At 38.2% G+C, this 13,129-nt stretch carries 11 protein-coding genes; 1 reads left to right on the top strand and 10 read right to left on the bottom strand.

From position 1 onward, the window contains the following. The 10 genes from H5161_RS03380 to H5161_RS03425 form a co-directional block, all read right to left on the bottom strand. Nucleotides 1-1,368 carry a MotA/TolQ/ExbB proton channel family protein gene (locus H5161_RS03380; RefSeq protein WP_004334754.1) on the bottom strand — a complete coding sequence of 456 codons (1,368 nt, stop codon included), beginning with the start codon at nt 1,366-1,368 and terminating at the stop codon, nt 1-3. A gap of 10 nt (nt 1,369-1,378) precedes the next feature. Then, nucleotides 1,379-2,131 (bottom strand): DUF3450 domain-containing protein, encoded by a 753-nt coding sequence (locus H5161_RS03385; RefSeq protein WP_004334751.1) that lies wholly within the window; start codon nt 2,129-2,131, stop codon nt 1,379-1,381. A 251-nt stretch (nt 2,132-2,382) separates the two neighbouring features. Further along, nucleotides 2,383-2,997, bottom strand: coding sequence for a DsbA family protein (locus tag H5161_RS03390; protein ID WP_024594646.1), 615 nt, complete (start codon nt 2,995-2,997; stop codon nt 2,383-2,385). Between the two features lie 13 nt (nt 2,998-3,010). Continuing rightward, on the bottom strand, nt 3,011-4,093 hold the full coding sequence (locus H5161_RS03395; protein WP_182768681.1) for a GGDEF domain-containing protein: 1,083 nt from the start codon (nt 4,091-4,093) through the stop codon (nt 3,011-3,013). A gap of 5 nt (nt 4,094-4,098) precedes the next feature. Then, on the bottom strand, nt 4,099-5,988 hold the full coding sequence (locus H5161_RS03400; RefSeq protein ID WP_182768682.1) for a methyl-accepting chemotaxis protein: 1,890 nt from the start codon (nt 5,986-5,988) through the stop codon (nt 4,099-4,101). Nucleotides 5,989-6,244: 256 nt separating this feature from the next. Next, nucleotides 6,245-7,501: a sugar MFS transporter gene (locus tag H5161_RS03405; protein ID WP_182768683.1), complete on the bottom strand. Its 1,257-nt coding sequence runs from the start codon at nt 7,499-7,501 to the stop codon at nt 6,245-6,247. Between the two features lie 88 nt (nt 7,502-7,589). Beyond that, on the bottom strand, nt 7,590-8,480 hold the full coding sequence (locus H5161_RS03410) for an ABC transporter substrate-binding protein (RefSeq protein WP_182752562.1): 891 nt from the start codon (nt 8,478-8,480) through the stop codon (nt 7,590-7,592). Nucleotides 8,481-8,557: 77 nt separating this feature from the next. After that, on the bottom strand, nt 8,558-9,070 hold the full coding sequence (locus H5161_RS03415; RefSeq protein WP_182768684.1) for an RNA methyltransferase: 513 nt from the start codon (nt 9,068-9,070) through the stop codon (nt 8,558-8,560). Continuing rightward, nucleotides 9,070-9,582, bottom strand: a complete 513-nt coding sequence (locus H5161_RS03420; RefSeq protein WP_182768685.1) for a YcgN family cysteine cluster protein — start codon at nt 9,580-9,582, stop codon at nt 9,070-9,072. The genes H5161_RS03415 and H5161_RS03420 overlap by 1 nt, the downstream gene beginning before the upstream one ends. A gap of 97 nt (nt 9,583-9,679) precedes the next feature. Then, complete coding sequence (locus H5161_RS03425; RefSeq protein WP_182768686.1) at nt 9,680-11,521, bottom strand: DUF885 family protein; 1,842 nt, start codon at nt 11,519-11,521, stop codon at nt 9,680-9,682. 154 nt (nt 11,522-11,675) lie between these two features. Between H5161_RS03425 and H5161_RS03430 the strand changes: the two genes are divergently transcribed. Next, complete coding sequence (locus H5161_RS03430) at nt 11,676-12,953, top strand: amidohydrolase family protein (RefSeq protein ID WP_154902860.1); 1,278 nt, start codon at nt 11,676-11,678, stop codon at nt 12,951-12,953. Nucleotides 12,954-13,129: the final 176 nt, after the last annotated feature.

Below are 13,129 nucleotides of genomic sequence, written 5' to 3' on the forward strand. Positions count from 1 at the left end.
TTATGCTCCTTTCTCGCTTCGCTCTGCAATAATACCGGCGCTCTGCTCTTGAATAGTTAACAAGATATTTTTAGCGCGCGTATTAAGTAAGGTGTATAAAAATACCGTTGGTATGGCGACCACTAAGCCCAATACCGTTGTTACTAGCGCTTGAGAAATACCACCCGCCATAAGCTTAGGATCCCCAGTACCAAATAAGGTGATTGCTTGGAATGTATTGATCATGCCGGTTACCGTACCTAATAAACCTAGTAGCGGCGCAACAACAGAGATGATTTTGATAAGTGTTAAATTACGCGTCACTTTTGGCATTTCACGTAAAATAGCTTCACTTAGTTTAAGCTCCAGTGTGTCGTGTGAAACACTTGGAAATTGATCTTTTACTTTCATTACGCGTCCAAGCGGATTGTCATCACGTGCAACTGTATCTTTAAGCTGGCGACGAATTTTACCGCCCATAATCAATAGTGAGAAAAAACGCTCAAGTGATATAAGAAGTGCAATAACACCTACGCCTAAAATCACATAACCCACTGTGCCACCTTGATGAACACGTTCTTGTGTATCAGGTGCTTGTACTAATAAACCAAGAATAGAGCCGCCTGTTGGGTCAAGTGCAAATTGCACCACGCCACTTTTAGTGCTTTGTAGCTCTTCTGCTGTTGCAGTAAAGCGCGATACAGGTTGACGTGTTAATTCACTCAAAGAATTAGTCGAGGAATTAAACTCTAAATACTTACCGTTTGATATAAGGTTAAATGCCCCCACTCGCACAACTTCTTGCTGTGCTTTAGTACCGCCTTCAACAATAACACTTGCGTTAAAACGACTTACTTTACCTTGCTCGGTCATTTCGCGTTGTAATTCAAACCATACTTTTTCAATATCTTCTATTGACGCAAGTTTTGAAGTTGAACCCATCTTTTGAGCAAGGTCATCCATAAACGTACTGCGCCCAGCAATCTGAGCAGATACTATTGATGTCGCAAATTTATTACTAGAATCCCCTGCAACTTGTTGAAGAACGCCAAACAACTCTTTAAGCGAACCCATTCGTTTAGAAAGCGTGTCTGTTAAGTTAGCAAGCTTTACTTCGTTTTCTTCAAATTGCGTTTCTAGACGTTCAGATTCCACCAGCATTTGATTGCGCTTTGCTTGGGTATTTTTAAGTGTTTGTACTTGCTCGTTTTGGCGAGCAGCAAACTCTTGTTCACGTTGTTTATTTTGCTCGCTTTGAGCTGATTTACCATTTTCGAGCGTTTTAAGTAATGAATCTAAGTTCATTGGCTCTGCCGCTATACTTGCACCAGTAATGCTTAGGCTTGCAGCAAAAAGAGCTATTTTTGTCATTTGAGTAAACAATTTCATTTTCAACCTCTTATTCTGCTGCATGTACTGGCAGAGTTAACATATCTGGGGCAAGTTGTTTACGCGCAATGCGTAAACCTTTATTAATTTGGCTTATTGTAGAGTCTGGTAATGCTTCAAATGATTTTGTATCTGCATTCCAACTACCTGCTTTTTTGCCATCGCGTGTTAAGTAAATAAGCTCTAAACGGCCAATGCGTAAAAAATCAACTTCACGCTCTTTGTCATCCACATTTAAAAGTGCGGTATAAGCTTCAATAGTGCGCCCGTAGTCTACTTCTACTTGATACGCTTCAAGTACACGGCGAAATTTTTCACTTGAGTTAATATCAGCACGATTCATCATTTCTTTTAAAGACGTAACGCGCTTAGTGCGCTCATCAGCTAAAAATGGAATATCTAAAGATACAAACTGCTCAAGACCTTCAATCATTCTAAGCATTAGCGGCGTAATTTGACGTTCAATAATAGAAACCTGATCCATTGACAGGTTTAAAGATTCCATCTCTTCTATTTGATTATTTAATTGTTTAGTTAGCTGGGCGTTGTATACAGCTAAACCATCAATCTCTTTATTGAGGGTTTTAAATTGCTGTAAACGTCCTTGCATTGAATCTGCAATCTTGTCTATTTTTGTTTGTGATTGCGCAGCTGATTTATTAATTTCACTGCTTTTATCAATAACCTTATCTAAATCGTTTGCGTGTACTGCTGCACTTGCGGCCACAATACCAGCTAAGATTAATGGTTTAACGCCTTTCATCGCATACACCTTTACTCGTTAGTTAGCGGATTTGCTAGTTTGTTTTTTTAGGTCATAAACTTTGTTATATAAATAATTTATGACTTAATAATTCAATGAGCAGGAGTTTATAGATGAAACATGACAAGGATGTTGCGCAAAAAAGTCGCTTTTATGACAATGGTAACAATTGAGACTTACAAGGAGGTTTTAACGCGAATAAGGGTACTTGCTGGCCAAATACCCCCAATTAAGAAGATGCAAGAAGGTGGTTAATCCAAAATTGAATTAATTTGATTAAGGGAATAGTGCCAATCGGTATAATTAATTTCTATAGGGTAAGCTTTATTATCTTTAATAAGCACTAGTGAGGGAAAACCTTGAATTGGTAAAGTGCGAACAAAGGATAACTCCGCTTTAAATTCATCATTAAGCTCGCTTGACGCTAGCTGCGCCGAAAACTCATCTTTATTTAAGCCAATTTTTTCAGCCAAACTAATTAATGTACTTTCATCAGACGGGTTTTGCGCGTTTAGGTAATAAGCGTGTTGGATAGCAGCCACCATTTGAGCTTCTTTACCCGCTTTACGCGCTATAAGTGCAGCTCTGCATGCGGGATACGTTGAACGCCTTGGCTGGCAATTGCGCCAAAAGTTATAATTAAATTGCGTACCTAGCTGAGCTGAAATTTTATGCCAAGTGCCCTCAAGCATCTCTTTCATATTTTGTGGCATTGGGTCTTGGCTATCGGGAGCAAGACCACCTACTTTATATTCTATTGCCACTTTACCAGCAAGCTCTGATTTTAGCTTAAGCCAGGTTGGTGAGTAACCCCAACACCAACTACACATTGGGTCATGAACATATATTAATTTACTTTGAGACATATTAATCCTTCAACTAGTTCGAGACGACTCTATTGCGACCTGAAGCCTTTGCACTATAAAGAGCTTCATCAGCTTGCTTTAATGAATCATCATAATCAGTTACTTTATTTACTTGGGAAATACCAATGCTACAGGTGATTGAAATACGCTGCTTGTCATCAGTAAATATAACATGCCCTGCCACGGCTTCTCGAAATTTGTTCGCAATTACAGAGGCTGCAGAGGCTGTGAGCTGCGGTAAAATAACAACAAATTCCTCACCGCCATAACGGGCCTTTAACGCAGTTGCCAAAAATTGAGACTCAAGAAGTTTGGTAAATTCTATCAATACCGTATCACCAAAATCGTGGCCATGCGTATCGTTTAAAGATTTAAAATTATCTAAATCAATTAACAATATTGAAAAAGGTAAGTACTGCTCTGGGCGTGTTTGAGCAAGCTTTAAAAAATGAGAGGTAATAAAACGCCTATTTGCTATGCCAGTAAGGGGGTCAGTATAAGCATCTTGTTTTTGCTCTAGCGTAATATCGGCAATAGCCATGTGGCTTTTATGTCTAAAATACTCACCAATAAATGAGAATAAAAACACCATAGAAAAGGACGCTATAAAACGTGTTTTTTCTACGTTGCCATAGCTAACTTGACCAAAGTCAGGGCCGTATAAAATAACAATACAAGAAAACAGTAAGGTACAGCCTAACCAAGCACCTAGTCTAACCCCTAAAGATGCAAACGTTACGACAGGATAAAACATTAGCCAATATAGCGCGGTATTATCTTTACCGCCGGTATAAACAAGTGCAACAAACATCATGCACACAATGCTCATACTTATTAATGCCACAACTTGCAGATTACCCGTTTTTATAAAATAGATAGAACAGCTTATATTTGTAATGTTAACGATAATTAATGAAGCGGTCAGTAGTGGCGAATAAAGCTTATAATTAAAAAACACTAATACTGCGATCAACACAATTGAAATCCCAATCATGGTAAATAAGGAAAACGCTTTGCGTTGCATGTCTGAGCTATAAACACTGTCGATATTTATCAGACTGAGCCAATTTGGTTTATTCACATTTTTTTTAGTCATTAATTTTATACTTTAAACTTTTGAACCATATTTTCTAAAGCACTAAACTGTTGTTTTAGTTTGGTACATTCGTCAAGCGTGTCATTTAAGTTGGCCTTGCCTTGTATACAAAGCGAATTAATTGTTTGAATATCTGTATCTAATAACTTAACAACTTGGTTTTGCTCATCTGTTGCAGTGGCCACAGAGTGATTTGCATCGTTAATTTGTTGAATCGCTTGTATAACATGGCTCATTAAATTGCCAACAGCATCGGCTTGTTGCACGCTTTTTTCACTGCCTTCAAGGCTTGTTTTCATAAGCTCTACAGCAAGGTTTGAGCCTTTTTGCAACTGACTAACCGTGTCTTCAATCTCTTGCGTTGACTGTTGAGTGCGGTGCGCTAATTGGCGAACTTCATCTGCTACAACGGCAAAACCGCGTCCCGCCTCTCCTGCTCTAGCCGCCTCAATTGCGGCATTAAGTGCCAATAAATTAGTCTGCTCGCTTACACCTTTAATAACTTCAAGCACTTGGCCAATACTGGCTGTATGCGTATTTAAACTGTTTATAGTTTGCTGAGCTTTTTCCATATTACCCGAGAGCTGGTGGATAGTTGCAACACTGTGGCTTAATGCTTCTTGGTTTTGTGTTGAGTGTTCATCTGCATTTTTAGCAAGCTGCGATGCACTCTCTGCATTACTTGAAATATCCATTGATGTGGCAGAAAACTGGTTGATAGCTGCTGCAACGCTATCGGTTCGTTTACTTTGATCATCATACATAGACAGCGAAGAATGTGTTTGTGATACCAAGCTCTCAATAGCTGTATCTAATTGCTTTGTAGACTCTTTTACTTGTTCTATTGAATGCTGAATTTTTTCGATGAAAATATTAAATGAATAGCTTAAATCGCCAAATTCATCGTCGTTTTCAACGGTTAAACGCCTTGTTAAATCGCCCTCACCTTGTGCTATATCTTTAATAGCATCGTTTAAACGATTCATTGGCTGCATTAAATAGCGTAATAAAAGCTGCATCATAATTATAATAGTGATAATTCCTATCACCATAAAAACAGCTGCGGTTTGGCCAAAATTAGAGACACTGGCATACGCTTTATCTTTGTCTATAACAACACCTAGGTACCAATCTACGTTTTCAATACCACTAATTTTTGTAAACGAAATAAGCTTAGACTCTCCGTTTATCTCGTACTGGGTAAACTCACTTTGTAAAGGCGTATTCGTGCCAAATATGTCTGATGTATTTTTTAAGTTTAACTGAGCATTTGGATGGCTTAACACTTGGCCTTTATTATCGAGTAAAAAACCATAACCGAGTCCTAAAAAGTCAATATCGTTGATAATTTTTGTCACGGTCTGCATATCGATATCGGCACCTGCAACGCCGCTAAACTGACTATTTTGGAGCATGGGTACTACCGCTGAAATTGTAAGCTCGTTAGTGGTTACATCAATATAAGGAGTTGTAAAAGCGGTATTTGATTTGTTTTCGACTAATTTATACCAAGGACGAGAAGTCGCATCAAAATCTGCAGGTAATACAACTGATTGATCGTTTAATATAAACGTGCCGCTAGATTTACCTATATACGTATTTTTAAAGCTTCCAGCAAGCTCTGCTGTATTTAATTGTGAAAGGGTGAGTGCTTTAGAATCATTCGCTTTATGGGTTTTAGCAATTGATATTACAATCGCCAACTTTGCATTTAACCAACTCGCTATATTTTGTGAAACAGATTCTGAGTTTTGTTGTAATACTAGGCTTAACTGCTGCTCTGTTTGCTTGCGCATTGCAATGTAGTTATTAAAAGTAAATAACCCTAGCACCAAAACCAAAATTAAAGAGGCTGCAATAGTCACTTTGGAAGTAAATTTCAACGAGTTAAGCATATACATCCTTTTTATTATTTATCTTTATTATCCATACAGTTTTAGCAAAAATTTAGCAAAATGTCCTAATAAATAAGGCTTGCGACTAGATTATTAGATAAAAATAAGGATAAAGGATTAAAAACAAAAGGCTGTAGGGGGTAACTGACTAATATTGAGATAAATTATGACTCGTATTAATTACTTGTGGAACGTTCCTATTAAATATAGCTTTTTAAGTGACTGAATACGTATTCAGTCACTTTTGTATAGTCTGTTATTTCCACTTATTTGCTAAGCGAACAACATTTAATCCGTACCATGCTATAAATACATAACACACCAATGGTACAAAAAAGCTTTGTTGTATATTAACTGTGTCAGCTATAAACCCTTGCAGTAATGGTACAAGTGCACCACCAACAATTGCTAAACATAACCAACCAGAACCCTTACTAGTCAATGATCCTAGTCGCTCGATAGCAACCGAAAATATAGTCGGGAACATAATTGAGTTAAATAAACCAATTGCCAAAACTGAATATAAAGCGACGCCACCTTGAGTAAAAATTGTGATCAATAATAGCGCAATAATACTGAATGCATTAAATGCGATAGCCTTAGAAGGCGCTATTTTTTGTAATAAAACAGAGCCAATAAAACGCCCTACCATTGCCCCGCCCCAATAATAACTAATAAGTGCGGCCGCAGTATGCTCTTCAAGCCCTGCTATGTGTGCCTCACCAAAGTAATTTACTAAAAAGCTGCCGATGGCAACCTCCCCGCCTACATAACAAAATATAGCAAGTACACCCATAGTTAAGTGCGGTGCTTGAGTTAATGAACGAGATTCTACTGAAGCGTTATTTTCTTCTTTATGGGCTTCAATTTCTGGAAGCTTTATAAAGGCAAATATAATAGCGATAAGCAATAAGGCGCCAGCAAGCATTAAGTAAGGAACTTTTACAGACTCAGCAGTTGCTGCAGAAGCGGCTAGACTACCTGCTGTACCAAAAAATAATAAACCACCTACATAAGGCCCAACAGTAGTACCAAGCGCATTAAGTGCTTGTGCTAAATTTAGACGAGAAGAAGCTGTTTTTTCAGGCCCAAGAGCAGCAACATAAGGGTTAGCAGAAACCTGAAGTACCGTTACACCAGCGGCAAGTACAAATAAAGCGCCTAAAAATAGCCAATACTCATGTACTACAACAGCAGGGTAAAACAACATACAGCCAATTGAAGCCACAATTAAACCGGTTAAAATCCCTTTTTTGTAACCAAACTGCTTAACTAAAATACCCGCAGGGATAGAAACAATAAAATAAGCACCAAAAAAGCAAAACTGTACTAGCATCGCTTCAAAAAAGCTTAAATCAAATACGCCTTTTAATCGTGGTATTAGTACATCGTTTAAAACAGTAATAAAACCCCATAAAAAAAATAGGGTCGTCATTGCAGTCAGTGGAAACAGATAATTTTTATTTGGCTGTTCGTTGACCGCGAATGATTGGTTTGTATTTATTTCACTCACGTCGTTTTCACTCCATTAACAAGTTGAAAACGATTTTACATGTTTAAATATAAATTAGTCAGCGCACTTATGGAACGTTCCAGTGTCGTTATTCACATTGCGTGTTGGTCGCTCTAACAATTCGGTCTATTTCGCCACTGTTATTAAACTGATAAAGCCCTTCGTTTATATCCTCTAATACTAAAAGCCAATTATGTGCACGCTTACTAATGGCAAAATATAACGAGTTATATTGCAAAGGAATGCTTTCTTGCTCAATGGAAGAAAGCAAAGACTGTTTTTCAGGTTTAGTTAAAGAGGAGTAAGCCACAGATGATTTCAAAGCTTGAGGATCGCCTATAACCAAATCAACACGTTTAGCAGTCAGTAGCTTAACAAGCTGTAAGTCATCAACAGAGGCGATAACTTCAAACTCACCATTGTCCATCATGGCATCAAACTCTGGCGTATTTTGATACCCTCGAACAACACCAATCTTAAGCCCTTTGAGCGAGTTCAAGTTTCCTGTGAAATGGTCTGTATCGCCTTTCCTTTTTAAAAAAGCAATTTCGCCACCTTTAAACGAATTAGATAAGCCGAGTAATTCTCGACGTGTTTTACCATCAACATAATCGGAGGGGGCTGTATCTTCTATAAAGTATTCAGGCATTAGTATGTCAGCCCTGCCTAGTTCTACATTTCGTACCGCTCTTGCCCAAGGCAAAAATTCAATATATACGCTGTAGCCCTTACTATTTAACAAGGCAATTGAAAATTGATAAACCCAGCCTTTATTACATACATTATTACCAATATAGGGAGGCCAATCGAGTGTGGCTAGATGAAGTGTTTGTTTGGAGTTTTTAGCTTCATAGAGCACCCCTGATTTATGGGAATGCCCATTTAAAGTGTGTTGAGTACCGTTTTGAAAATACTCAACCGATGTTTCAGCAAAACTATTACTAGTTGTTAGCAATAATATAAAATAAAACCAGCGCATTTTAGTATCTATTTGTGATTAATAGTGTTTTAAGTTTAGCTACTACTAACACTTTTGCACAAATAAACCTTAACTGATCAGCTATTTTGCCACCTCATTTTATTGTTTGTGTCACGAGAGCTAATAATAGTATCGTCACTACTCTCAACGCCGCCTAATTTAGCTAAGCGATCATACAAAACTACATTACAGGTTGCTGCTAAGTTCATGCAGCCAATAGTTGGAATATAAACAACCTCATCGCACCACTTTAAGACGTCTTTTGATACAGAGCCATCTTCGGGGCCAAATACATAAAATGCATTTTCAGGATGTTTAAACTCAGGTAAAGGTGTTGCACCTTCAATAAGCTCAATAACCACAACCGTTGCGCCTTGTGGCTTTATTGCTTCTAAATTATCTGTTTCGGTTAAAGGAATACGCTCCACTACATTTTTTGTATCTGTATGGAACTTTTTGGCGTTTAAGTAGCGATTGCCTGTAAAAAAAACTTGTTTAGCGTCATAACAGCCAGCTGCTCGCAATACACCGCCAACATTAGTCGGGCTTTTAGGATTGATTAAACCAATTACGGCTTGTTGTTTACTCATTAATCTACGTCCTTTGTTGGCCATTCTGCAATGTACAAATCAAAGTCGTCGAGCTTTACATCGCAATCTTTTACTGTTTTGTCTTTTACAGAAATACCTAGCTCATGCATCTTTGTTTTATCACCATTATTTAATAACGGATGCCAACAAGCCAAACCACGACCTTCATGTAAACGACGGTAACTGCAGCTTTGTGGCATAAAAAAGATGTCTTTAAGGTTTTCTTTTGTGAGTTTTACACAAGAAGGAACAAGCGTTTGGCGGTTTTCATATTCGCTACAACCACAGGTGTTGTTATCGAGATACTGACATACAATATTAGTAAATATTAATTGTTCACCTTCACGTAACTGATCGGTAGCTGTAAATTCGTCTTCATCTTCGCTATCAATAAACGTATTTAAACAACATTTTCCGCATCCATCACAAATGGCTTCCCATTCGTTTTGACTCATGTCGCTTAAGCTTTTTTTAAGCCAAAATTGTGTATTTGCTAATTGTTGATCAAACATAGTTTACTCGTGCCCCCTAAAGAGCGCGCATTCTACCGTATTGCTGTAAATGGCGCAAAGCCAATACCCTTTCAAAGTACTGGCTTTACGCTACAAATTAGCTTTGAGATTTAACCCAACGCTTAATTTTTTCCTCTAAGATTGGCATTGGCAATGCGCCATCAATTAATATTTGCGTATGGAATGCTTTAATATCAAATTTATTACCGAGTTCTTTTTTAGAAAAATCACGTAATTCTTGAATTTTAAATTGCCCTAACTTGTAAGAAAGCGCTTGTCCTGGCCATGCAATATATCGCTCTACTTCAGCAATTACATCACTTTTAGCCATAGATGAATTTGCAAGCATGTAATCTATACCTTGTTGACGCGTCCACCCTTTTGCATGAAAACCAGTATCAAGCACTAAACGCATTGCGCGTAATTGCTCATCCGATAAACGTCCATACCACATATAAGGGTCGGTAAATAAGCCTAGCTCTTTGCCTAAGCTTTCTGCGTAAAGCGCCCAACCTTCTGCGAACACGGTATAGCCACCAAATTTACGAAAATCAGGTAAGCCCTCTATTTCTTGCTGAAGTGCTATTTGAAAGTGATGACCTGGGGCTGCTTCGTGAATCGATAAAGTTTCGAGTAAAAATTTAGGCTGCGCTTTTAAGTTATAAGCATTGATATAAAAAATACCAGGGCGAGAGCCATCAGGCGCCGGAGATGCATAGGATGCACCTGCTGCCGACTGCGCTCTGTAGGCTTCAACTGCTTTTACAACGTAAGGTGCTTTGGGTGCTATGTTAAAAAGTAGAGGTAAACGCGCATCTATTTTTTTCTTAACGTTTTCATATGCCGCAATTAACTCCTCGGGCGTGTCGTAGTAAAATTCATCTGAATCGCGTAAATGATCAAAAAATTCAGATAGCTCACCTTTAAAGCCTACGGTTTCTTTTACTTTTTTCATTTCGCTTAAAATGCGCGACACTTCACTTAAACCAATGTCATGAATTTCGTCTGCAGATAAGCTAAGCGTTGTGTTTTTCTTAATTTGGTATTCGTACCATGCTTTACCGTTTGGTAAGTCACTGTAACCTACGCTTTCTCGACTATTAGGAATATATTGATTAGCTAAAAAGTCACTCATACTTTTATAAGCCGGTACTAAGTGCTGCATAATCAATTGACGATACTGCGCTGTAATTTTTTGCTTTTGTTGTGCGCTAAACGATTCTGGTAATTTTTTAATTGGTCCCCAAAATAATGAATCTTCGGCATTTTTAACTACATGAGCTGCAAATTGTGGCTGTAATTTTTCAGCAAGTGGTTTTGGTAACGTAATACCTAGTTTGATGCCTTGCGCCATTGAACGCTCTACACTTGCAAGCCACTTTACAAAACCTTCGCTACGCGAGATAAAAGCGGTGTAATCTTCAACGGTATTAAACGGCTGAGCACTTTGACCTGAACCAAAACCTGCAAAGGTGTTATGCGCACCCGCCATTTGATTTATTGGTAGTAAATAATCAGGGAACTGCATGCCTTCTAATTTAAGTGCAAGGTCACGCTCTAATATTTCAAAACTTAAAAGCGATTGCCCTGTTAACTGTGCTTTATCTATAAAGTTTAATCGCTGTTGATATTTTTTATAAAAAGCGGCTTTTTTTGCTCTATTTTCTTTTGAAATCACAGGCGTGAATTGATCGTTAAACTCATTACGACCATTGTACGTTGCGCTGATGGGGCTATATGTGAGCGATTCATCGTAATACTGTGCAACAAGTACATCGAGTTGTTGCTCTGCTGAAAGCTCTGAAACAATACCTGCTGATGCGTTAACTGTGTTTAACTGCGTACTGGTATTAGTCTGTGTACTAAGCTCAGTATTCATACAGCCACTTAAAGCAAACATAACGCCACTGGCAACTAATGCTAATTTAATTGATTTCATGATAATCCTTTTTAATATCGTTTTTTAATTATGCGCATTAAACCGTGCTTAATAAAGAAATTACGATAGATTGCATTCATCGTATTAAATTTGCACTTTTATCTGAACTTGTTACATTTCTATTAATTCAAATATGATTTAAAAGAAAAATAAAATGAAAAAACAACTACTCAGCACCTCTATTGCCTTACTTTGCTTAACCACTTTTAATAGCCATGCAGTTACATACCTATCGGCTAAAGCCATGGTTGATGTTAAAGATGGCAAGCTCATTAAATCACCCTTAATTACTATTGATGATGGCGTAATTACAAACATTGAACAAAATAAAAAACCAACGCTGACTAAAGATGATAAACACATTCAACTCCCTGATTTAACCCTTATGCCAGGTTTAATGGATATGCATGTGCATTTAACGAGTGACCCTACGGTGCCGCGCAGTGAGCGTTTAGGCCAGTCAGTTCCTAGAATGGCGATTAAAGCGGCTCATTTTGCTAAAAAAACCTTAGAAGCTGGATTTACAACAGTACGTAATGTTGGCGCAGAAGGTTACAGCGTCATAGCCGTGCGTGACGGCATAAATGCGGGTGACATAGTTGGCCCTCGTATTTGGGCTGCAGGCCCATCACTCGGCATTACTGGCGGGCACTGTGATAACAACCGCCTGCCTCCTGAGCTTAAATATACTTCAAGTGGCGTCGCAGACGGTCCATGGGCTGCGCGTATAAAAGTACGCGAAAATATTAAATACGGGGCAAATGCTATTAAGTTTTGCGCCACAGGTGGAGTATTTTCAAAAGGGACTAAAGTAGGTGCACAGCAGTATTCTTTTGAAGAAATGAAAGCCATTGTTGATGAAGCCCATATGCGAGATTTACCAGTAGCTGCTCACGCACACGGTACAAGCGGTATAAAAACAGCCATTAAAGCAGGTGTTGATAGCGTAGAGCATGCCAGCTTTTTAGATGACGAAGCGATAGCGCTTGCCAAAGAGCATGGAACTTGGCTTTCTATGGATATTTATAACACCGAATACACACTCACTTATGGCGAGCAAAACGGCGTAGACGAAGAAAACCTAAATAAAGAGCGCCAAGTTTCTAAAAGGCAACGTGATAGCTTTAGCCGTGCCGTAAAAGCGGGTGTTAAAATGGTGTTCGGTACCGATGCAGCAATTTACCCGCACGGAGATAATGCAAAACAGTTTAGCCGCATGGTTGAATTTGGCATGACAGAACTACAAGCCATTCAAGCATCAACTATTAATAGCGCTAAGTTATTAAAAATGGATACTCAGTTAGGACAAATTAAAACCGGATTTGCAGCTGATATAATTGCGGTAAAAGCAAATCCTCTTAAAAGTATTAAAACCTTAGAGGCAGTACCTTTTGTAATGAAAGCAGGTGTTGTTTATAAAAACCAGTTGTAAATACACGCTATTAAGGCTGAGTTTACTCAGCCTTAATAAAACTCTCACCTATATTGAATATGCCATAAAAGGGTCACCGCCCCCCTATTAGACTCGCTTTTGTCTATTAATTATCCGAACAGTTTTATTTAATCAAATAAAATGAACTTTCTATTCACTTTAAAAACAATAACCAT

Origin of the sequence: Pseudoalteromonas sp. SG43-5 (genome assembly GCF_014164345.1) — a bacterium.
GTDB classification, from domain to species: Bacteria; Pseudomonadota; Gammaproteobacteria; order Enterobacterales; family Alteromonadaceae; genus Pseudoalteromonas; species Pseudoalteromonas distincta.